Raw genomic sequence first — 22,233 nt, forward strand, 5'->3', positions numbered from 1 at the left:
GGGGTGAGGTGGTTTGGTTTTTGGAGGTGAGGTCGAGACGTTTCACGTGAGGTCGAGACGTTTCACGTCGAGGGGGGCATGAGCGTCTTTGCTGCGACGTAAAACGTCTTGACCTCACTGCGACGTAAAACGTCTTGACCTCACGTCTTGACCTCACGTCTTGACCTCACCGCCAAGCCCTCAACCACTGCTTCACCTTCCGCAGCGGCTTGAGCAGCGCCAGCGCGGCTGGCGGCTGCAAGCCATTGAGTTCCCAGGCGCGGCGGTCTTCGCGGTTGGCGGCCAGGCGGTTGGCGAGGCTTTTGTTGCTCACGCCGCCTACGCGCATGTGGACGAGCACGCGGGGCAGGTACACCACCTTGATGCCGTGGCGGTAGCAGCAGCGGAGCATAAATTCGTAGTCGGCCGCTAAGCGGAGGTCCGTCTGGAAACTCCCGTAGCGTTCGTAGACGTGGCGGCGGACGAAAAAGGTCGGGTGCGGCGGCATCCAGCCCCAGCGCCAGGCGGCATGATCGTATTGGCGGGCGATCCAGCGCCGCACCACCCGCTCGGTCCGCTCGGCCGCAACGTACACCAGGTCGCCGTAGAGCGCATCCACCTCCGGGCGCCGGGCGAAGACCTCCGCCACCCAGTGCAGCACCTGCGGCGAAGGGTAAAAATCATCGGAATTCAGTATCCCAATCACCTCGCCCGTCGCCCGGGCAATGCCCCGGTTCATCGCGTCGTAAAGCCCTCCATCGCGCACACTTTCGATCCGGACAAAAGGATAACGCGCGGCAATCTCCAGCGTAGCGTCGGTACTGCCGCCGTCCTGCAAAATCACCTCCAGCCCGGGCCATTGCTGGGCCAGCAGGCTATCCAGGGTATCCGCCAGGGTGGCGGCAGAGTTGTAGGTGGCGGTGATGATGGAAATGGTCACGGTAGGGATGGGGCCTCTTTCCCGCGACCTCTTGGGAGGGGGGAAGTTGAGGTTTGACTTTTGCCCTCTCCCCCGGCCCCTCTCCAAAGGAGAGGGGAGAAGAAGAGGTTTGACTTTAATTAAATAAGTTAGATTGTTGAAAGGCGCGTGGTTTCGTGCTGCAGCAAACCACGAAGTCGCAGCGGAGCTAATCAAATATCAAGTATCGTCTATCGTCTATCCAATAGCGTTTCAAAGAGTGCTGGCTCGTGCGCAAGCTAAATGCTGACCGCCGTAGGCAGCAGCGTAGTTAATTGAGAAGGTTAAATTCTCTTCGCCCAGTATTATCCGCCTACTGACAAAATTTAGCTAAATGCCGTCAGTACAGTGACCCCATTTAGCTTAAATTGGTCAGTTTCCGGTGCTTTCGGGTTGCTCCCCTACCCTACCCCACCACCGGGCAGCGGCTGCTTTTGCTCCGCAGGGTTTTGCGTTGGGCGCGGCCGCAGGTGCTCCCCCCCGACCCCCCGAAGGGGGGAGAAGGTTGGGGGAGACGGTTGGTCATCCACGGCTGAATGGGGATTTCCCGCCGTGGTGGTTGGGGTGGGGAGATGGTGCTGCCTCGGGAACGTCACCCGGTAATGTTTCTGCTGCGAACGGGTTGGGCGGGGTTGCCTTGGTAGATGGTGTAGGGTGCCAAATCGCCGGTGGCCACACTCCCTACGGCCAGGACGGCGTGGGTGCCGACCTAGGACCTACTAATCACAATATTTTCCAACACCAACATATCCATCTTAGTTCTTAAATAACAATCGAGGGCATGTTCAGGGGAATTTACGATCGGTTCATTTTCATTAAAGGAGGTATTCAACAAAATGGGGACACCCGACTTTTCTCGGAATTTTTCAATCAACTTATAGTAACGTGGTGAGACATCTTTGTTAACAGATTGTAATCTTCCGGTACCATCAACGTGGGTTACGGCAGGAATTTCGGCCTGTTTATCTTTTTTGATGAGAAATACCTTTTCCATGAAGGGTACCCGATCAGTTTTTTCAAAATAATGTTCAACGTGGTTTTCCAAAATGGAAGGTGCAAAAGGGCGGAAACTTTCTCTGCGTTTTATTTTGCTGTTCAGTATTTCCTTTGCGTCATTTCTTCGTGGATCGGCTAGAATTGAACGAGCACCCAAGGCCCTGGGCCCGAATTCTGCTCTTCCCTGAAACCATCCTACAACCCCGGCATTAAGTAAGCAATCCGTAACCACATCGAAAAGTTTTTCATCGTCTAGTCGCTGGTACTCGATGTTTCGCGATTTCAGGTACGCTTCAATTTCTTCATTGCTGAATTTAGCGCCAGTGTAAGCCGACCAGATTGCGGGTAAACGATTCATTCCCAATTTCTGGTGCTGAACAAATAATGCAGCTCCCATCGATATTCCGGCATCGTGCCCAGCACTGGGAATATATACATCCGTAAAATCAGTCTGAGACGTTATTTTCCCATTAGCTACTGAATTTTGGGCTACCCCACCAGCAATACAAACCTTGGTTAAGCCAGTTCTTTTTTGCAAGGACTGTAAGATGTGCATTATCACCGTTTCACAATACTTCTGAACCGATGCCGCAATGTCCTTGTGGTCTTGAGTCAGTTCTTCTCCGGCAATTCTTGGCTTGCCAAATAGCGTTTCTATTTTACTGCTAAAAAGCTTGGCTACTACTGGAATATTGTCAGCACCGTAACTTACTACTCCACTTTTGGTAGCTAAAAAATACGCAAGGTCTAACTCAAATAAACCGTTTGGCAATAGCTTTACCATTTTCGCCAGTTTATCAACGTACTTGGGAACCCCATAAGGTGCCAGGCCCATAACCTTATATTCATCTCCGTAGTGATGAAATCCTAGAAACTGGGTCATCGCCGAATAAAAAATGCCCAAAGAGTTCGGAAAGTCAATCGAGTCTAAAATTTCAATACTGCTACCTCTACCAATACCGATCATGGTGGTACTGAAGTCGCCTGAACCATCAATTGACAACAATGCGGCCTCTTCATAAGGCGACGCAAAAAATGCGGAAGCCAGGTGTGCCCTATGGTGCTCAACCTGGTGAATTTTATTTTTCAGTACTTCCTTATTTACATCGGGGAAAATCTCGGCAAATTCATCCTCTAAGGAGCTAACTTTTTTAGCGTTACTCATCCTATCCGCAATTACGCTAAACCCAATCAAGGGATGGGACAGCGCAAATTTTATTTTTTGCCAATACTTCGCCTTAGGATCCCTTCCAATGGCAATATGATCTACTTCATGAATTGAAATACCTGCTTCTCGCAAACAAAATTTAATCGATTCCGAAGGAAAACCCGCCCAGTGCTTTACCCTTCTGAATCGCTCTTCTTCCGTAGCCGCAATCATTATCCCATCTTTAAAAATCGCAGCAGAAGAATCCGCATGATAGGCGTTCAATCCTAAAATAAACATAGTTCAAATTTTAGTTACTAGAAAAAGAGCTGACTTTGATAAAGTTGCTCGGTTGAGGTTTGTTATGGGATAGAAGTAAATCCAGACGTTTCCCCTAATACAGCAGTGGCTCTCCATCCGCAAATGCCAGCGATACTTAATGTTGGTGGCTGGCTTTAAAATGGCGTTTTGGCCGAGTTTGGCACCTAAGAGGGAGATGGAAAGGCGATTGAGGCCGTAAAAAGCCAGAAACAGTTCAAAGAAATTATAGTATTGATAAAGTGCCAGAGGACTCTTACAAACTTACTTGCTAACCTTTAATATCGGGTCATTAAATGTATTTAGATCAAAGTATGCTAGCCTATAAGGATTGCTTTAACAATCTCTCGTACGAGATGTACTGTTCTGCGGCAACAACTTCCGTAGAGTAGGTAGTGTTCACAAATTCCACAGCGTCTCTACCCATATCTAGAAGAGTCTCTTCACTAGTTTGAAGAAATAATTCTAATTCTTTAGTCATTATATCCACATCTGTTGAGAGAGAAAAAGCAACACCAGTCTTAATAGCATCAGGTAGATTGCATCCTTTTGAAAGCAGTGAAACGCATCCATACTGCATTGCCTCAAGTACTGAAGTCGGAAGACCCTCATTTTCCGAAGGGAGAGCAAAAAATGCAGCACTTTCCATTAAAGCAGATTTCTCTTCCCCATACACCGGGCCAACATAGGCAATATTCCCCCAATCTGATTGTGGAAATAGATTCTCTATCTTAGCCAACTCACCTTGATCAGGGCCAGCAAGCACTAACCGATAAGATGGATTACAATAAAGCTTTGATTCTTTCCAAGCCTCCACTAGTTTAACAGGGTTTTTCTGAAAGTGAAGGCGACCAAGATATAATAATGTTACAGGTACTCTATATTTATTACTGACTATTTTCTTATCATTTACCTCGACACAGTTAGGAATACGACGAACGTCTACTCTGGGAATAATTTCCTTCAACCTATCCATTTCTGGTTGACTCACAGCTCTAATTAGATCCGAAAACGATAAAGCTGGGCGCTCTAGAAGCCCAAAGTATATTTTTTTTATTAGCCATCTTTTTTGCAAACAATAAGGTTCCAGCATCCCATGTGGAACAGCAATCCATACAAAACCCTTCTCTTTAAGACGTTTACCCCATCTCGTGGGATAGCGCCAGCAGCCGTGTGAAACAACTATGTCCTCAGCGGGATTCATATTCAAATCCTTAATAATTTTCAGCACACCGTTTAAAGAAAAATCTGAAGGGTGATAATTCTCTAATCCTACTATCTCAGGGCATGTAAAAGAATCATCATTCGGCCCTACCAGTACACTTTTGACCCCGTGCGTTCGATATAATTTTTCAACAGTAGCAATTGCTGCATTCCATACCCCAAAATTTATTTTAGCCAAGCTGTCAACTAAGTTAATGATGCGCATATGTGTATATTAATTCATTTGTTAGAACGCAGTACTTTCATTATCCCCTGGGTCATTTGACCTGCGGCCTTTTGCGGAGTAAAATCGGAAATAATTTCGGCTGAATTTGATCCCATCCTTTCAATTTCCTCAGGATGATCCACAAAATAGTACATCTTTTCAGCTAGCTCTTGAACATTCTCCGGATCAAAGCTAAATCCATTTACCCCGTCGACGACTAAATCTCCACTAGCCCCACAACGAGAAGAAACAATAACTGGAAGATGACATAACATCGCTTCATTTACTACTAGGCCCCAAATTTCACTCAAACTTGGCAATACCAAAACATGTGAATAATAATAAAATTTCACTACTCCTACCCAGTCAGTACTACCTTGAAAAACAACTCTTCCAGATAGACCAAGTTTTTTAACCAACTCCACAAGTCCTGCTTTTTCAGGTCCTTCCCCGACTAAACTTAGCTGCGTATTGTTAGGTAGGAGTTTGAACGCCTGGATTAGTGTGGAAACATTTTTCTCGCTTGAGAACCTGCCGACAAAGAGGAATTTTATGGCGCTACCTTTTTCCGACGCTTCTTCAGCGGCCTTATATTCATAATATTTTTCCAATATTCTATCATTATTCGTCGCTTGAACACGGACCCAAATTTTTCTATCGGGTATACCTAAAGATCGTAAATATGTCTTTTGGCTGCTTCCATAGCAAAAAACCAATTCTGCTCTGCATAAAAGAAGATACTTTATTTGCTCCTTTAACCAAAATCTTTTATGGTCAAAATAAGTGGAGTCGCTACTTTGAATAAATTTAATTTTATTAAAAATAAGCATAGCCGTTAGTATCCACACAGCCTTGTCTATATATCCCGGCAAAATAATGATATCCGGCTTAAATTGTTTTATCCAATAGCGATACTTTTTGATTCTCTCCCAGACCGTAGTTGTTTCAAAAGATGAATCGAAGAGTAGTTCAAATGGGTATCGGTGGATCGATTTATCGACCGCAGAAAGGGCTTTCTGCCCTGATCCCGTCAGGGCCGTTTGCAGCACTAGTATGTTGAGCCCTTCTTTTTTAGTCTGCTTATGAAGCTCACTAAAAACTGTAGCTTTGTAGTGGCTCCACATAATATTATGAATGATTAATATACGCATCATTTACAACTGGACTCAAAGTTAACTTAAGCAAGGCTTCCGTTTCAGCCCTAGATACATACTCACTCCTCCCCAGAGTGCGACACTTTGAAATAAACTCCCTGAAGTAATCAGGGAAAACAAAATAGCTATGAGTAAAAGACCAAAGAAAACTCCATGAGACCGTTGGTAAACATCTTGCACAAACAAGACCAAGGCAATAACAATCATCCCGAAAAACCAGAAGCTACCAATTACTCCTGTCGCCATGGGTGCTTCTAGATAGACGTTATGGGGGTAAAAATCAAAAACACGCTCAAGGTAACGATCTCCCCAAATGGGATACTTTTGAAATTGTTCAATAGCGGACGCCCACTGCAACTCCCTTGGATCAACAACCTGCGTCTCAGCCATTTTCTGCAAACGATTAAGTGCAACAATCTGTGTATTATTGAGACTGGTTGATATCCAATACCCAATACCAAAGGTGGTGCAGAGGAAGATTATAGACATCCACAAAAGGTTTAGGGGAGTCTTACGTGTGTAGAGCACCTGAATCAAAGTGATAGTCATCAGCATAAAAATCGTGCCGAGCAATGGTCCCCTTGATGCCCCTAAGAGCATCACCAAAATACCAGCTATAAATAAAGGCAAAGCCCACAAAGTTCTTATTAATGTCAAACGACCACGCAAGAAGAGGTAGGCAATTACGACGGCAAATAACTCCCCTGTCAATGAAATGGTAATTGGATTGAGGACATCTCTACCGTGTTCAGAGCCGTCATCAATTGTGAAACGCGCTCTCGCGGCAATCTCAGCGGGATTTATACTTTGGTACTGATAAATAACCCCTGCCAGAACACCCACGCAAGCAAGGCCAATAGTCCAAGTAAACAAACTCCGGGCAAACTGAATTGGCGCAAACCGAAAAGTTAGCAATGTCGCAATGGCACCTAACAAGCAATTACCAAAAGCAAAGCCATATAGTTTTAACTTGTCGCCTTTAAAAACTAAGTCAGTTATTTGAACATCGTAAACCAAACGAAGCCCATAGATGAGCCAAAAGACAAGTAAAAACCAGCCTCCTAAGGCAATACGTCTAGTCTCCGCATGAAAGTAAGCTCCTATGACTAGATACATACTCAAGCCCGTGTATCCTACGCGGAGCAACATATTGAAGACATAAGATTCCATGTTCAGGAATAATGGGACCAATGAAGTGAGTGGGAAAGCGAAACATAATAGAGCCACATTTATTGCACTAAGGTAGCCAAGTACGCTTTTGCGCATAAGTAGAGGAGCACCAGCAGTGGTAATAAAATCGCTCTTCACTTCCTTCGGGCGGGTAACGACAACCAACCTAAACTTTCTAGTCCTGTCATGATAAGTCCTCGAAAGCCGAAATGTTGGGCCACGTAGAAATAGCGGGCTCGGCGCGCTTCCCAGCTTATCCGGCTACTGATTCCTCCTCCCATAAAGTAAGCGACCGGAATATCGATATACATCCTAAGGTGTTTTTTTGCCACAATCCTGCATACGAGGTCAAACTCATTGACTAGCGGGAAACGTTCACTGTAAAAAATATCATCTCCAAGTATATCCCTATTGAAGAGCATTGATTGATGGCAGGCCATAATAAGACCATACTGTAAGCTCGCCTCTGGATAGGGCTTCACCTCTCCTCTCCCAGCATAAACTGTATTTCCGTAGACTAGCCCAGCATCAGCGTACTCGGTCAATTTTATTGACTGAAATGCCGCAGGGTCAGCAATACCGTCGCCAGCGTTAATGAAAATGACCCATTTCCCTCGTGAATGACGAATGCCCTTATTCATGGCATCAAAGGTTCCTTTATCCGGTTCACTAATGAAGGTGTCTACTAGTTCACCGTAACTCTGCACTAACTCTGCTGTACCATCATCACTTCCCCCATCCACAATCACGAACTCAATGCCTCCCTGCTTTACCGCTTTGATGGATTCCAAAGTAGCAGCCAAATTTTTTGCATCCCGGAAACAAACCGTGATTATGCTAAGTATTGGACGCTCACTCATTAGCCAAGGCATTCAATAATGTCCGTAAGTAGGCTTGGGTGACAGGAGAGTTCAAGCGTTCAAAATCTTCGGTACTACCCTCTCTCTTCTTCTCTAGATTGTAAAAGTAGCGTTCAGAGCTCCACCAAATGAGCCCATCGATTTTGTGTCCGGCCCATTTGGTTGTCACTGTAGTTCGTAGCAATTCTCCAAATTCACCCGGTGGGATCAAAGTTCTACCAACTTCTTTATTGCTGTCGTGGTAACGGTGCCAAACAAACGGGAATACTGGCTTTTTAAGCTGGGAGCCTAAGCGAAGTGCCTCCGTTACATTGTCTTTCACGTATCCCAACTCCATTTCCCGATTCTTATCCGTGGTGGGATAAAAATCGTAAAGGGAAGGGAATATTGCATCTACTTCTCTTAGAAAAGGGGCTAAAGCTAGGTTGCGGGCGCGCCAATCATCATTCCGGTTCCAATAGTCGCGTGCCGGAAAACCGTAAAAACCTACAGTGGTCTTAGGCCGCAATTTTTTTACCAGATGATAAGCACGCATCATTTGCTCCTTTGCTTGCCAATAGTCGGTTGTTTGCCCCATCGCTCCCTCAAAAATTTGTTGCATGCGCTCACCTTCCCAGTCCAGCACTACCATTGCCCGACTTTTCTTGTTGGGAAGTTGTTCAACAATGTGTACCGCTAACCCGACACTGTCAAGAAAAAGGCCATCTTGGGTGTGAACATGTTTTCCGTTCACGAGTAAGATTTCGCCTACGCCCAAGGAGGAAAACGTATCCTGCGCAGCTTGCCCTACTCCACCGAGACTTTGGTATACTTCAACACCATTGACGCGCAATACCTTTCGGGGAGTAGTACAACTGCAAAGCACGAGAAGGAATATTATGCTACTGGCAACTAAAATTTGCCTTTTGTAACGATTTACCTGCATGCCATTTAGTTTGAGCCCATCCAACAAAAGTGTCTATGCGGTTTGCAGGCATTCAACCGCTAGGCTCAGCGAATATGAATATCCATGAACTAGAACCTCCTTATAGGAATGGCGGTACTAGCTAATTTCAATCCTCTTTCGATCTAAAAAACACCCCATCAAATTGCAGCATACGCCCGGTGTTTTCGTCACACAAGCCGGGCTCCATAGAATACAGTTCGTAGCCGTATTGCTTGAGGTGCAGAATGATGTCTTCGTAGAGCCATTCTCCGGTGTATACCGGTGTGAGGGACAATTCAATTTGTAATCCAGTGATGTGGTTTTGGAGGGTGTTGCTTGCGCCTTTGAGAACTTTCTCCTCGTAGCCTTGGGTATCTATTTTAAGAAAGACCTTGCGCCCATCCAGTTTTAAGGAAGGTGCTACTTCGTCAAGGGCTTTAATGCTGATGCTTTCCTTGCGGAGATAACCGATGTTGGGAGCGGCACTTTTGTGACTCGGTTCAAACTCCAGGATCGAACTGCTGGCCAGATTCGAGGCTACGTTGATGGAAATCGTCTCTTCGCTTAGCCCCAAGCCGTAATTAAAAACCTTCCAGAGCGGATCTTTGGCGGCTGCGTTAGCCAGGATACCGTACGCTTCAGCCAGGGGTTCGAAAGAGTAAATTTCTCCTTGGTAACCAATGCTGCGGAGTTCCTGCGCGTACTGTCCTTTGTTGGCTCCTACGTCCAGGATTAAGTCAATCCCCTGGGTTTGGAGCAATTGGCTCCGATTGCGCAGTAAACGGGTGGGGTATCGCCTGATGTCAAAGCCCATTTGCTGGCCCCAGCGGCTGATGATACTTGATAAACGCATTCGCTTCAAATTGGTGTTAGGGTCCGCCTGGCTCATACCTCGTTTTCTCTAATCCCTATCCACTGCCACTCTGCGTAATTTTCTACCCGGTAACCAGCAGATTTCAGGAGTACAATAATGTCGGCAATGGTATAGCCGAAGCGAATGCAGTATTGTTCAAAGGCCTCAAATACGATATAGCGCGGTCTCAACTGCTGCAGTACCTCTTCGGCCCCCTGAAAAAAAAGTAACTCCGCTCCTTCAATGTCTACTTTAATGAAGTCAATTCGCTTAAGCCCATGCTGGCTCACGAAAGTGTCCAATTTTATGGTTTCTACCACTTCAGCGCCGGTGTCGCTCGGGTCAGTATCGAGTTGAAAGGAGTTAAATGCATCGCTGGAGGATCCACGGCCCACGCTGGTGGGTATAGACATTTGCGCTGTTCCATTGGCGTTGGAAAGGGCAATTTTAAAGGTCTTCACGTTTTCACCGGCTTGATTCAGTCGCAGATTCTCGTTGAGGGCGCCGTGGGTGGCGTGTACGGGTTCAAATGCGTATACCTTTCCCGCAGGACCCACCAATTTGCTGGCCAGCAGGGTGTACATCCCCACGTTTGCACCGACGTCGAGTACCACGTCGCCTGGCTTGACCAAAGTCGTAAACTTGGCTACGGTTTGGTACTCAAAGCCTTTGCCGTAGCGGTTCAATGGCTGGTGAGCGTACAAAATTTTGACGATCTCGCCGTAGGTGTTGAAGCGAAAGCGGTGGCCTTGTTCCAAAGAAAGGGCAATCTCTGAAGTCCATCTTTTCTTCCAAGCCCAAAACTCCAATCGCGCCCAAACTAGGAGCCTCGCGACAAAAACCCGAATGAGGGCAAATAATGATTTCACGCAATGTATTTTTTCACCAAGACGTAAGAAGGCAGGAAAAATGTGGTCAGCATACCGAGCGTGGTGACCACCAGCAAGCCAGGTATGCCGTAGTAGTAACAGGCTAACGCTTTTCCCACAATGCTGCTGACCATCGCTAGAGGGTAAATCCAGGTGAGTTTAGAAATGAATGGGGTAGCCATCATGAAAAAAGAAAAGAACGGATTCAAGTTGGCAAAGACCAGAAACACCGAAAACGCCAGCACCAGTTCCGGGGGCATTTCATATTCCGACCCGAGCCAGTAGCGAATCACGAAGTTGGCGCAAAAGTAAAACCCGAGGCAAATACCTACCGTGGTGAGCAGCGAAAGCATTAACCCTTTGCTGAACAGCCTGCGTACCCAGGGCTTGTCATTTTTTTCTAAGGCATCGTTGATAGCGGGCAAAGACGGCCCCATCACAGCGTTCATCGGCATTACCAGCAAGCCGACCAAGCGCATCCCGATGGCGAGGATGGCTACCCTCTCCGCGCCTAGAATCTGGCTGACGATGACGTTGTCGGAAGCCGTAAACAGCGCAAAACTCACCTGCACGAACATGAAAGACAGCCCATCGCGAACGATGATGCGCAGCAGGGCGGGGTCCACCAAACTCACCCTAGGCAACAAGTACCCCCGAATCCGCAGGAACTGGTTGAGAAAATTGAGCAGCAGCCCCAGCGTATTCGCGCCGTAGATGGCCAGGATGATGCCAGGTACACCCAGTTGCCAGTGAATGGCCAAAAAGATGAGGGCCAGGCCCAGCACATTGGCCCCCGTGGCCCAGAGGTTATTGAAGTATCCCTCCTGAAAACCGCCCTGCACCTTTTGTACGATGGAGATCGGGAGGTTCACAATCAGGCAGAGGAACAAGACCGTGATGCTTGTGCCGGCTTCCTGCTGGGCCAGTTCCGACTGGACGTTAAACAGCCGGTGCCAGGGCACAAAGGGGTGGACCACAAAAAACACCACCGCCAACAGCGCCGCCGAACCTACGAGGAAGTAAAAGGTACTGCTGACGGCGGCCCGGATTTTTTCCTCGTCTTTTTCAAACTCCGGGATGCGGTTTTGCAGTCCGTAGCCGAGGCCAAAGTCCGCAAAATTCATCAACACCAGAAAGGACACGATGGTAGCCATCATGCCGTAGCGTTCTTCCCCCAGGTAGTTCAAGGTGAGGGGAAGGGAGATGAAACCCACCACGATGGAAATGCCCTTGCTCCCCAGCAGGCTCAGGAAGGTGAGGAATATCCTGCGGAGCCGGAAGTTGTTGCGAAGTCGGGCGGGAAGCAAAGCCTGGGGTTTGGGTGGTTTTCGGGGTGCGGGCTATGAAACTAAGCGTCCTCACGCCAGCGCATCCCGCACAATCTTCATCCCCCCGAACAACAAAACGGAGAAGAAACCGCCCAAAAATGCGCCGATGAGGATCCACCGGGTTTTCGAGGCCTTACTGGGGGGCAGGGGTGGTATTACGTCGTCTACTACCTGTAGGAAAGGCGTTTCATTGCTCAAGACGAAGCTGGCCGTTTCCCGGTTTTTGAGTGCTTCGGCGTACATCGTACTCAACACCAGCACATCCCGGCGCAGGCGGTCCTGCACCACCTGGTCGCTGCGTTGCAGGAGGCCAAGGGAGCGGTCCTGGACCTGCGCCAGGCGGTATTCCGCCGAGCGCAGCTCGGTGGCGATGGAATCGACCTTGGCCTGCACGGTGGTGAGGGTAGCCAGTTGTTTTTCGATGGATTGGGAGACGTAGAAGTCGCTCAGGTGGGCGTAAATCCTTTTGGCCAGGGCGATGGAGAGGTCTTCCCGGCCCGTCCGCACGGCAATGTAGAGGATGCGGGAGACGTCGGAGTAGGAAGCTTTGAGGATTTTCTCGCTGTCCTTTTGTTCCGGGGTCCCGACGATGCGGTAGTACAGGGATTTGAGGATGGCGTTTTCCGTGCGGGTGAAGCGGGTGCGGTCGGTGTGCTGGAAGTAAAAGTTGGCGTAGCTGGGGTCGGTAGCGTCTTCCCATTCCTCGTGGAGTTCCAGCTGGCGGATGAGGTGGTTGCCGAGGAGGTCGTTTTGCCCGTTCACCGTGGCACTATCGAGGATGGTGCTGAAGATGATGCGGTTGGAGCGGCAGAGTTCCAGGATTTTGTCGTAGTTCAGGTCGCCGGCTCCGCCGCCGCCCAGGCCGAACTGCCCCAACAGGGAGCCGAGACCGCCGCCGTCGCCCGTTTCTTCGTTGACCATGTAGGAAATCTGGGCGTTGTAGGTCACCGGTTTCAGGTAAGCCATGATCCCCCCGATTCCTGCGCCGAGGAGGACGGCCAGGATGATGTACACCTTCTTGGTGAACAAGAACCCCACGATGGCACCGATGGCGTGGACGAGTTCTTTGAAGGTGAGTTCGTCTTGGTGCCGGGTGTTGTTTTCTTGCATGGTTTTATCTTAAGGGGGAGGTGAGGTCGAGACGTTTCACGTCGAGGTGAGGTCGAGACGTTTCACGTCGAGGTGAGGTCGAGACGTTTCACGTCGAGGGGTATATGAGCGTCTTTCCTGCGACGTAAAACGTCTTGACCTCACTGCTCAATCACCAGCCTTAGCCCCTCTTCGTGTCCTTAGTGGTTCAAAAATGGTGGAGCCGTTTTATGGCGACTCATCACCTTTCGCCGTACAACGGCTCGAGCATTTGCCCGTCTCACACTGCGACGTGGAACGTCTTGACCTCACCTGGCAGCTGCGACGTGGAACGTCTTGACCTCACCTGGCAGCTGCGACGTAAAACGTCTTGACCTCACCTGACACTGCGACGTAAAACGTCTTGACCTCACCTGACACTGCGACGTGAAACGTCTTGACCTCACCTGACACTGCGACGTGAAACGTCTTGACCTCACCGCCGCAACAAAATAAACGTCGTCAAAGTCGTCGCGGCACCCAGCACCACCTGCGCCAGCCCGATCCAGTCAAAGCGTTCTTCCCGCCGCTGCTTCTGTTGCTTGGGCGGTGCGGCCGCCACGCGAATCGAGGCCCCGGGCCTTACCTGGGGGTAGGCCTTGATGCCCAGGAAGTTGTTCGTTTCCTGCACACGGCCGTTGGCGTATTCCACCGTCGTCCAGCGCTTGCGGGCGGTATCGTCGTTGAAGCCGCCGGCGTAGCGATCAATGTACCATTTGGCGGATTTCTCCCCCTGGAAAGCGACCTGGATGGTGCCGTCCACGTTCGTGGAGTCGGTGCCGAAGCGGGTGGCCAGCGTCCGGGCGGTGTAGATCGTCACCAGTTCGTTGCGTTTGGGGATGTAGAGCGTATCCTGGTTCAGCAGCACCATGTTCGTGGGGTCGGCCGGGTCGGCCACGGCCCGCTCGAGGTTGAGAATGACGTAGCCGATGCCCTGTTCGCCCCGGTAGAGGGTGGCGGCTTCCGGGCTGGCCTCCTGGGTAAGACCGCCGGCCCGCTGGATGATGTCGCTCAGCCGCTCGTTGTCTTTGAGCAGGGCGTACTGGCCGGGGTAGCGGACTTCCCCGAACACCACAACGTTGCGGATGAGTTCAAACTCGGCGGCGTTGCGGACGATCACCTCATCGAAAGGCTGCAGCGCAAAATCGCCGGCGGCGGCCAGGTCCAGGGTAGTCAGTAGCGTTTTGGTTTCGGCGCCGTCGAGGATCTGGAGGCGGAAGACGTCGATGCGGTCGCTGGCGGCTCCCGTGCGCAGGCCGCCCGAGAGGTAGATGAGGTCATTGAGCTGCAAGCTGGCGCTGTAGGGGTAAACCCCACCGGAGCGCACGGCCCCGGAGATGCGCACCACCGGCTGGTCCTGGTAGCGCTCGCTGTTGTAGACGCGGACCTCATCGAGGGGTTCGAGGACGAAGTCGCCGCTGACGCGGAGGTCCAGGCGTTGGTAAACCCGCTCGTCGCGGTTGCTGATGGGGGTACGGATGAGCATCACCTCGGGCAGGGCGTTGGGCAGGAGGCCGCCGGCCAGGAGGATGGCTTCATCCAGGGTGACGCCTCCATCCTGGGGGAAGGGCAAGGTGACGGCAGAGTCGCGCACGGCTCCGCTGACCTGAAAGGTACTCTGGTCTACGTAACTGGCCTGGGCGAGGATGCGGAGTTGGTCCCCACGCTGCAGTTCAACGTTCCCTGCACCTGCGTTCAGCGCCCCGTTGTTCACGGTGCTGCTGTCTAAGGCCACGCGGATGAGGCGGTTGGTGCCGTTGTCGTTTTGGCGGAAGAGGAAGGCAACGTCGCGGCGGGCCCCGGGCCTGGGCCGGCCGAGGGCAATGAGCCGGTCGAGCGTCATGCCCTCCTGGAAGGCGTAGCGGCCGGGCAGGAGTACGGCGCCCTCGATGCTGACGAAGTCTTCGATGGGGTTTTCGACGAGGCCAACCGTGATGCTGTCGCCATTCTGGAGGCCGAAGCCGGGGTTGGTGGCCAGGTCGACGTCAAAGACCCGCAGCGCCCCGTTTTGGTAGCGCGTGACGCTGATGTTGGAAAGTTCGGCGCGGGGCAGGGGGCCGCCGGCGAAGTCGAGGAGGTCTTTGATCGTCTCGCCGGCCCGCATTTCGTAGCGCATGGGGCGCTGTACGCCGCCCGTCAGGTCGACCACCGTACTGGCCAGGGGCACGAAGATGGTGGCGTTGTCGGTCAGGAAGAGGTCGCTGCGCTGGCGGGGGTCCTGGAGGAATTTGTAGACGTCGAGGGTGACGGTTTGGTCGCCCTTGGTGAGGAGGATGTTGCGGACGCTGCCGCGCTCGGTGGGGCCGCCGGCGGCGGCCAGGGCGTTGAAGCCGGTGTTGAGGCCCGACATGGTAAAGTTGCCATTGTTTTCCACCTCGCCGAAGATGTTGACGTTCACGGTGCGGGCCACCTGGATGCGGATGCTGAGCTGGCCATCGCGGAAGGCGTAGTACTGTTTGAGGCGGTTGCCAAGCACCTCGCGGGCCTGGCCAATGGGGATGCCGGCCAGGGGCAGGCGCAGTCCGTTCTGGAGTTGCACGAAGCCGCGGTCGTCAATGCGCAGGATAAAGTCGGTCTGGCTGGCGCCGAAGATGGTGACGGCAATTTCGTCCCCCACCCGCAGGGGGTAGCTGTCGGGCGGGGTGGCATTTTCGGTGGCGCGGTACACCTGGAGGCTCTTGTTGCGGAACAGTTCGTGGCCGTAAATCATGCTTTCTTCCAGGCCCTCGGTGCTGGGTTCCGGGGGCGGCGGCGGTTCGGGCAGGGTGTCTTGCGGCATGGCGGGCGGGGTGCCGGGGCGGGTGGTGGGCGGGGGCGTAGCCGCCCGTTTTTCGGCTTCCATCTGGGCGATGATGGCCTCGATGCGGGGCTGGGCGCGCAGCAGCTCGTCGGGGGCCATGCGGTCTACGTCAATGCCCTCGGCCAGCAGGCGGCGGCGCAGCTCGGCCTCGTCGATGTCGCGCTCCCGCAGTTCCTGCCGGGCCTGGGCCTGGGTGGGTACGGGGGTATTTTGCGCGGCCGCAGGTGCCAGGGCCAGGACGAAGAGCAAGGCCAGCAAGGCGCGGTAAAGCGGCTGCACTGGCGAAGGGATGGTTTTACGTGGAAGCATACTTGCGTAAATTACGAAGGCTGGGGCTTAGTTGGTTGATGGTGGGGAAGGGATAATGGCTTATGGCTTTGCCGACCGGTTGAGCACCAATCGGATGAGCCGCCAATCGGGCACCAGCGCACCCACGTACTCCCCCAATGTAGCCCCGCTGGGGAGGGCAATCAGGATTTTCCAGGTGGGCACAAACATCACCACAATCAGCGCCAGCAGGCCGTAGGCCACCCCAACCGCACCGGAGAAGTGCCCCGCGTACACGAATACCGGAAATGCGCCCAGCAACAGGAGGTTCCAGTAAAAATTCAGGTCGGTGCGGCCCGTGGCCACCAGCAAACTTCCCGAAGGGTTAATGATGGCCCGGAAATACATGTACCCACACAAGACGCGGACGATCGGGACGATATCCAGCTGTTCGCTCCCGTAGTAAATCCTCACCACCGGCTCAGCCAGCAGCGCCAGTGCGAGGTATACGGGGAGATTGATGCTGGCCACCATGTTGAGGATCTTGAGGAAATTGGTCTTCAGCTCTTCTTTGGTTGCTTGCAATTTGGCCAGGTAGGGCGTCGCCACGCTCGTGACGATGGGGTTGAGCAGGGTCATTGGTTTTTGCGCCAGTTGTTTGGCCAGGCTATAGCCACCCAACACCTCGGTACCCAGCAATTTCCCGATCAGCAGCACGTCAATGTCGCGATTGAACTGGTTAATGACTTGCCCCATCACTTCCCAAAGACCGATTTTGAGAAAGGGCTTGGTATCGCCCCAGGCAAAATGAAATAACAAGCCGTTTTCCCGCACACCCATCAGAAAAAAAGCAGCATTGCTCACCGCGTAATTGGCTATTGTAGACCACACCAGGGCTTGCACCCGCCAGCCTTGCACGGCCAGCACAACCCCCACAATCAGGGAAACCAAAACCGCAGCCATTTCCACTAAGGCCAGGCGCTTGAAAGCAAAGTGCTTTTGGTTGACGGTTTTAAACTGCCGCCCAACGGCTGAAATGATCAAGCCCAGGCCCACCAGGCGGATAATTGAGGCCAGTTCGGTTTCTTCGTAAAACTCCCCAATCGGGATAGCCAGTAAGAAGATCATCCCGTAAAGTAACAGGCTAAAAAAAACATTAAGCCAGTAGAGGCTTGCGTATTCTTGTTTTGTGATGTCTTGTTTGTGCAGTATGGCGGTAGTGATGCCCATGCCCATAAACAAAGTCGTCATCCCAATCACGAAATTAGCCAGGGCCATCAGCCCAAAATCAGCCTTCTCCAGGTACCGTACCAGAATGGCCACCCGCAGTAAACCTGCTGCAAAAATAAAGATGTTCAGTAGGGTCGTCCATTTGACGCCCTGACGAATGGTTTCAGCCATTTTCAGTCCTCACGGCGCTTAGAGCGGGTAGAAGTTGTAGTGGGCACCTTTCAACAGGAAGCCTCCGGTCCTGTACCTGATCTGCCCCTTGGCTTTGGCCAGGCCGGCCCACTCCTGCAAAATGCTTTTTTCTCCGGCCCGGTCGCAGTCGTCCAAATACACCAGGGAGTTCTCCGCCAGGTGCTCCGCAAAAAAGCTGTAGGCCAGTTCGCGGTTGCGGGCCTTTTCTTTGGTATAAGCCGTTGGGCCGTCCACCATCAGCACATCTATTTTGGCTGCGGCCGGAAAATGCTTCGCCAAGCTAGCCTTGTCGTACCAGGAAGATGTCGGGTACTGGACTACGGGCGCGACAATCAGTTCCACCTTTTCCGCCAGCCCTTCCGCCGCGAGTTGCTCCCCGATGTAGCCCAGCCAGGCGGGGTCTTCATCTACGGTGTAGAGTTTACCCGGGATGCCATAGTGCTTGAATACCGCTGCAAAATAGAGCGTAGAGACTCCCGCGCCCAACTCCACAATGGTTTGCCGCCGGTTGATGACGATGTCGTTCACCAAGGCTGCCAGGCAAATGGGGCGCAGTGCCGAACTCGTAAACAACGGAGGCCGCTTAAAACGCCCGGTAATCTCCCGTAGGAGCTCCATACCGTAAATGTCTTGCGCCGTTGCACCGCACCTAATGCTTTTTATGGAAATAAGTGACATACTGACTGAGTTGAATAAAAAACAGTAGACTGGAGAGAAATCCAATAATGGGTTAAAAAAAAGCTGGTTTAGGCAGCTAGCGATAGTGAGTAATAAGCACCTTGTATACTGGCAAACGTACCCATCTGACGGTCACTTCGCAATAGTCAGCGGAACTGCGGTAATACCATTAAAAATCCCTCCCGAGTACTCCTTGCGGTCATGCGTTGGGCCAATTAACCGGGGTGGGGCAAAGCTTTCCGGGCTGTAAACACCTAAATACCTGTCTCCAGTAACAAAAAATACTGATGTACCAATTACTGCTACGTCCGTTGCAGAAAAATATTTAGTTCTCAACACCCTCGTTGGTTGCATTGGCGAAGTCAAAGAGTAACGATCCACGCGGAAAACGGAAAGATCAATGTTCCTTCTGTTGTCATCGAAAAATAAATCCCCATCCCAGAAATAGATGTTGTCCATATCAGTGTACTGATAGGAAATGGGCAATTGATTGACTAGATTACATTCTGCAGTTTCCAAGTTAACTGTCAATAGCAAATTCGATAGCCCTCCTCTGGAAGACAGGGCCCCCGCCGCAAATACTTTTCCGTCAGATTCTCGGAGAGTCAATCCTTCACAAAGTCCAAGACGCTCGCCTTTGAGCTTGAGACTTCCGATCTCTTTATAGCTCCCATCCCATCCTATCCTCACCAACTTTGGGTAGTTAAGCGCGTTAATGTAGGTATAAAAAGCGTTATCGGCTTTGCTGTAAACCAAGTCATCCGTGACGACGTTCGCTGGCACGTTCACCTCAGCAAGCACCGTAATTTGTGCCGTTTGCTGATGAATGCTTACTAATTGATTACCGATGATACCCATTATTATCTCCGACTGCCCCGCAAGCACTCCCGGGCCTGAAACCATGAGAAGGAATAGATAAATTATTAAATTTTTCATAGTTCATATAAATTTTTCACCCTACCGCACAAGGTGCACACCTCCACTGTAGGAAAGTACAGCACCGCTGGCAAATGCTATCTGAGATACGTAAATGTAAACCCCTTCTTCCAACTTACTATTACCGGAGGTTCCATCCCACCACTCAACTGACGACGCAATATCAAAATTAGCCGCAATGTAGACTTTTCCACCCCAGCGATTATAAATTTCGTAGGTTAGAACTTCTGCAACCCTTCCAACACCTTCAAAAAATTTAAATTCATCGTTTATGCCATCACCATTCGGTGAAAAACTTGTAGGAATATAAATTAACTTCCTATTATCACACTCCCCTGCATTGATTGGAATACCAGGCGTATAACACTGCCCGCATTCATTGAAAAAAGATTCGCCAAAGGGGATTCCTGCACAATCCAAACATTCGTTAAAGTTTGCAGCTAAAGAATCCACACATTGCCCACATTGATCAATTATAGAGGACCCGTTGATAGCACCTGCACAATCCAAACAATTATTAAAATCAGGAGCACTCGGTGGCAGGCAAACTCCGCAATCATCAACAATCGCATCACCATTGATGACTCCGTAACAATCTAAACAAATTCTGTTAAAATTTATATCTGTGGGCTCCAAACATTCACCACACTCATCTTTGATCGATTGCCCTTCTCGAACCCCTGCACAATCTACCAATTCAACATTGTCAATAGCTGGCCCACAAAAGCCCCCGTTTTTACTTAAAAACCGGACCGAAGATACGGCAGCCACTGCCGTAAATGTAAATACCCTTGGCTCCCACCCTAAATCATTTATTGAACGCGCGCTGGTATTGAAAAGATATACTTCTCTCGTCGAACCAACCGAAACTTCAAGTACTTTTTCTAACGGGGAATCACAGACAGGATTTCCAGCGAAATCAAATTTAATATAATACTCTTTTCCAATTTGCGTAGCGAACGATTGTGATATAGAGCCACTTTCGGAGCCATTTAAATCAATACTTCTGTTACCACTTGAAGGTGTCCAATAAGAACCAATATAATCTATATTTCCACTTTCCACACTCCAACCTATAACGCCATCTCCACCTGGGATTACTTGGCGAAACGGTGTTAAGAGTTGAAACTGCGCGTTTTCAAAATCCCCATTCACAATGTTCTGTCCAGCCAAGGTGCTTACTCCGTTCAAAAACAAAATTAATAAAAAACAAAAATAGAGGCAATTCTTTTTCATCTTAGGGCTTTATTTAAATAAATATTAGCGTTTTAGTGGACATTAGCCCGCTCGGAAATACTCCCAGCAACTCCATGCAACTCCATGGGCTAAGACTTACCGGACGGGACGTCCGGAACCAGGAAAAACTCCCAGCAACTCCATGCCAAGCATGAAATACTGCGAAGCAAACTCCATGCAACTCCATAGGCCAAAAAAATCCTCACAACCGCCAAACCTCCTCCCCCTCCCGCAGTTCCGCACGGTTGAAGATGGATTTGAGGTCAAAAAGCAGCAGTGCATCTTTGCTCACCGCGCGGAAATCATCGAGGCTTTTGGCGCGGAATTCCCGGTGGGCCACCGCCACTACGATGGCGTCGTATTGTTTGCCAATTTCGTCGATCATCGTCAGGCCGTATTCGTGGGCCACCTCGTTGGGGCTCGCGTGGGGGTCGTAGAGGTGGACATTGACACCGTACTCCATCAGTTCCCGCACCACATCCACCACCTTACTGTTGCGGATATCCGATACATTTTCTTTGAAGGTAACGCCGAGCATGAGCACCTTGCTCTGCTTCGGGTTTTTATTGATTTTCAGCAGGTGCTGCACCAGTTCTTTGGCGATGAAGGCGGGCATCGAGTCGTTCACCCGCCGGCCGCTGGCAATCACCTGGGGGTCGTAGCCCAGTTTCACGCTTTTGTGCAGCAGGTAGTAGGGGTCAACGCTGATGCAGTGGCCACCCACCAGGCCTGGCCGGAAGGGCAGGAAATTCCACTTCGTCCCGGCGGCGTCGAGCACGTCCTGGGTATCGATGCCCATGCGTTTGAATATTACGCTTAATTCATTGACGAAGCTGATGTTGAGGTCGCGTTGGCTGTTTTCAATCACCTTGGCCGCCTCGGCCACGCGGATGGTGGCCGCCTCGTAAATCCCCGCAGTAATAATGTCTCCGTAAATCCCCGCAATTACGCGCAGGGTAGCGGCGTCGCTGCCACTGACGATCTTCAGGATTTTATCCACCGTGTGTTCCTTGTCGCCCGGGTTGATCCGTTCCGGCGAGTAGCCGACGGTGAAGTCGGCGCCAAAGCGCAGGCCACTTTCTTTTTCCAGCACCGGCACGCAGTCTTCCTCCGTGCAGCCGGGGTAGACGGTCGATTCAAACACGGCAATATCCCCCACTTTCAGGGCCTTGCCCACGGTGGCCGAGGCGGCCAGGAGGGGCCGCAGGTTGGGCGTGCGGCTGTCGTCCACCGGCGTCGGCACCGCCACAATGTGCAGGGAGGCTTCGCGGATTTTTGCGCGGTCGCAGGTGAAAAGAATGTCTTTATGAGCAAAGGCCGCAGGCTCCAGTTCTTCGCTGGGATCCTCGCCGCGTTGCATCATCTCCACCCTGCTCTCCGATATGTCGAAGCCGATAACCCGGAATTTCTTGGCCAGTTCCAGCGCCAGCGGTAAACCCACGTAGCCGAGGCCGATGACGGAAATGGCCCGCGTTTTGTTGCGGTATTCTGCCAGCTGCTGTTCCGCATCGATGCTGGCTACGCTGCCATTGAGGTTTTTCATTGTTTTTGGTTTTTACCGGTTCCGGACGTCCCGTCCGGCAGATTCAGCCCATGGAGTTAAACATGGAGTTCAATGGAGTTACTGACCGGTTCCAGATGTCCCGTCCGGCAGTTTTAGACACGCTCTTAGAGCTTGTCTAAAATTTTTAAGAACTGATAATCAATGACTTATGGTTCTGGCTAGACAAAAAATTGCGCCCATAGTGGACTACGTAAGCCATTTTTTGTGACGCCAGGT

The 22,233-nt window shown here is 51.0% G+C and carries 17 protein-coding genes; all 17 read right to left on the minus strand.

Going from position 1 to position 22,233, the window contains the following annotated elements; all coding sequences use genetic code 11:
* Window positions 1-166 precede the first annotated feature (166 nt).
* The 17 genes from H9S92_RS08285 to H9S92_RS08365 all read right to left on the minus strand — a co-directional run bounded on the left by H9S92_RS08285 (window position 167) and on the right by H9S92_RS08365 (window position 21,996).
* Window positions 167-919: a glycosyltransferase family 2 protein gene (locus H9S92_RS08285; protein WP_187466243.1), complete on the minus strand. Its 753-nt coding sequence runs from the start codon at window positions 917-919 to the stop codon at window positions 167-169.
* Between the two features lie 727 nt (window positions 920-1,646).
* Window positions 1,647-3,380, minus strand: a complete 1,734-nt coding sequence (locus H9S92_RS08290; protein WP_187466244.1) for a carbamoyltransferase family protein — start codon at window positions 3,378-3,380, stop codon at window positions 1,647-1,649.
* Window positions 3,381-3,720: 340 nt separating this feature from the next.
* Window positions 3,721-4,827 (minus strand): glycosyltransferase, encoded by a 1,107-nt coding sequence (locus tag H9S92_RS08295; protein WP_187466245.1) that lies wholly within the window; start codon window positions 4,825-4,827, stop codon window positions 3,721-3,723.
* Window positions 4,828-4,841: 14 nt separating this feature from the next.
* Window positions 4,842-5,981: a glycosyltransferase family 4 protein gene (locus H9S92_RS08300; RefSeq protein ID WP_187466246.1), complete on the minus strand. Its 1,140-nt coding sequence runs from the start codon at window positions 5,979-5,981 to the stop codon at window positions 4,842-4,844.
* Window positions 5,982-5,999: 18 nt separating this feature from the next.
* The gene (locus H9S92_RS08305; RefSeq protein WP_187466247.1) at window positions 6,000-7,151 is read right to left on the minus strand and encodes an O-antigen ligase family protein; all 1,152 of its coding nucleotides are present in this window, start codon (window positions 7,149-7,151) and stop codon (window positions 6,000-6,002) included.
* A 134-nt stretch (window positions 7,152-7,285) separates the two neighbouring features.
* Window positions 7,286-8,023: a glycosyltransferase gene (locus H9S92_RS08310; protein WP_320055158.1), complete on the minus strand. Its 738-nt coding sequence runs from the start codon at window positions 8,021-8,023 to the stop codon at window positions 7,286-7,288.
* Window positions 8,004-8,936: a hypothetical protein gene (locus H9S92_RS08315; protein WP_187466249.1), complete on the minus strand. Its 933-nt coding sequence runs from the start codon at window positions 8,934-8,936 to the stop codon at window positions 8,004-8,006. The genes H9S92_RS08310 and H9S92_RS08315 overlap by 20 nt, the downstream gene beginning before the upstream one ends.
* 127 nt (window positions 8,937-9,063) lie before the next feature.
* Entirely contained in the window at window positions 9,064-9,789 is a 726-nt protein-coding gene (locus tag H9S92_RS08320) for an FkbM family methyltransferase (RefSeq protein WP_187466250.1), read from the minus strand.
* 32 nt (window positions 9,790-9,821) lie between these two features.
* The gene (locus H9S92_RS08325) at window positions 9,822-10,658 is read right to left on the minus strand and encodes an FkbM family methyltransferase (protein ID WP_187466251.1); all 837 of its coding nucleotides are present in this window, start codon (window positions 10,656-10,658) and stop codon (window positions 9,822-9,824) included.
* Window positions 10,655-11,965: an oligosaccharide flippase family protein gene (locus H9S92_RS08330; protein WP_187466252.1), complete on the minus strand. Its 1,311-nt coding sequence runs from the start codon at window positions 11,963-11,965 to the stop codon at window positions 10,655-10,657. Before H9S92_RS08330 ends, H9S92_RS08325 begins: the two co-directional genes overlap by 4 nt.
* Window positions 11,966-12,016: 51 nt before the next feature.
* Window positions 12,017-13,096: a hypothetical protein gene (locus H9S92_RS08335; protein ID WP_187466253.1), complete on the minus strand. Its 1,080-nt coding sequence runs from the start codon at window positions 13,094-13,096 to the stop codon at window positions 12,017-12,019.
* A gap of 454 nt (window positions 13,097-13,550) precedes the next feature.
* A complete protein-coding gene (locus H9S92_RS08340; protein WP_187466254.1) occupies window positions 13,551-16,223 on the minus strand; it encodes an SLBB domain-containing protein in 2,673 nt (890 codons plus the stop codon).
* Between the two features lie 60 nt (window positions 16,224-16,283).
* The gene (locus H9S92_RS08345; RefSeq protein ID WP_187466255.1) at window positions 16,284-17,582 is read right to left on the minus strand and encodes an MOP flippase family protein; all 1,299 of its coding nucleotides are present in this window, start codon (window positions 17,580-17,582) and stop codon (window positions 16,284-16,286) included.
* Window positions 17,583-17,600: 18 nt separating this feature from the next.
* Window positions 17,601-18,281 (minus strand): class I SAM-dependent methyltransferase, encoded by a 681-nt coding sequence (locus H9S92_RS08350; protein WP_222936025.1) that lies wholly within the window; start codon window positions 18,279-18,281, stop codon window positions 17,601-17,603.
* 132 nt (window positions 18,282-18,413) lie between these two features.
* Window positions 18,414-19,217 carry a hypothetical protein gene (locus H9S92_RS08355; RefSeq protein ID WP_187466257.1) on the minus strand — a complete coding sequence of 268 codons (804 nt, stop codon included), beginning with the start codon at window positions 19,215-19,217 and terminating at the stop codon, window positions 18,414-18,416.
* A gap of 21 nt (window positions 19,218-19,238) precedes the next feature.
* Window positions 19,239-20,453, minus strand: coding sequence for a choice-of-anchor C family protein (locus H9S92_RS08360; RefSeq protein ID WP_187466258.1), 1,215 nt, complete (start codon window positions 20,451-20,453; stop codon window positions 19,239-19,241).
* Window positions 20,454-20,655: 202 nt separating this feature from the next.
* Window positions 20,656-21,996, minus strand: a complete 1,341-nt coding sequence (locus tag H9S92_RS08365) for a nucleotide sugar dehydrogenase (RefSeq protein WP_187466259.1) — start codon at window positions 21,994-21,996, stop codon at window positions 20,656-20,658.
* Window positions 21,997-22,233 lie beyond the last annotated feature (237 nt).

Origin of the sequence: Neolewinella lacunae (assembly GCF_014349155.1) — a bacterium.
GTDB classification, from domain to species: Bacteria; Bacteroidota; Bacteroidia; order Chitinophagales; family Saprospiraceae; genus Neolewinella; species Neolewinella lacunae.

Bases quoted from the DNA above. Each gene is read 5' to 3' on its own strand.
- H9S92_RS08290 (WP_187466244.1), bottom strand. From the start codon at position 3,380: ATGTTTATTTTAGGATTGAACGCCTATCATGCGGATTCTTCTGCTGCG.
- H9S92_RS08295 (WP_187466245.1), bottom strand. From the start codon at position 4,827: ATGCGCATCATTAACTTAGTTGACAGCTTGGCTAAAATAAATTTTGGG.
- H9S92_RS08300 (WP_187466246.1), bottom strand. From the start codon at position 5,981: ATGATGCGTATATTAATCATTCATAATATTATGTGGAGCCACTACAAA.
- H9S92_RS08305 (WP_187466247.1), bottom strand. From the start codon at position 7,151: ATGGAATCTTATGTCTTCAATATGTTGCTCCGCGTAGGATACACGGGC.
- H9S92_RS08310 (WP_320055158.1), bottom strand. From the start codon at position 8,023: ATGCCTTGGCTAATGAGTGAGCGTCCAATACTTAGCATAATCACGGTT.
- H9S92_RS08315 (WP_187466249.1), bottom strand. From the start codon at position 8,936: ATGCAGGTAAATCGTTACAAAAGGCAAATTTTAGTTGCCAGTAGCATA.
- H9S92_RS08320 (WP_187466250.1), bottom strand. From the start codon at position 9,789: ATGCGTTTATCAAGTATCATCAGCCGCTGGGGCCAGCAAATGGGCTTT.
- H9S92_RS08335 (WP_187466253.1), bottom strand. From the start codon at position 13,096: ATGCAAGAAAACAACACCCGGCACCAAGACGAACTCACCTTCAAAGAA.
- H9S92_RS08340 (WP_187466254.1), bottom strand. From the start codon at position 16,223: ATGCTTCCACGTAAAACCATCCCTTCGCCAGTGCAGCCGCTTTACCGC.
- H9S92_RS08345 (WP_187466255.1), bottom strand. From the start codon at position 17,582: ATGGCTGAAACCATTCGTCAGGGCGTCAAATGGACGACCCTACTGAAC.
- H9S92_RS08350 (WP_222936025.1), bottom strand. From the start codon at position 18,281: ATGTCACTTATTTCCATAAAAAGCATTAGGTGCGGTGCAACGGCGCAA.
- H9S92_RS08355 (WP_187466257.1), bottom strand. From the start codon at position 19,217: ATGAAAAATTTAATAATTTATCTATTCCTTCTCATGGTTTCAGGCCCG.
- H9S92_RS08360 (WP_187466258.1), bottom strand. From the start codon at position 20,453: ATGAAAAAGAATTGCCTCTATTTTTGTTTTTTATTAATTTTGTTTTTG.
- H9S92_RS08365 (WP_187466259.1), bottom strand. From the start codon at position 21,996: ATGAAAAACCTCAATGGCAGCGTAGCCAGCATCGATGCGGAACAGCAG.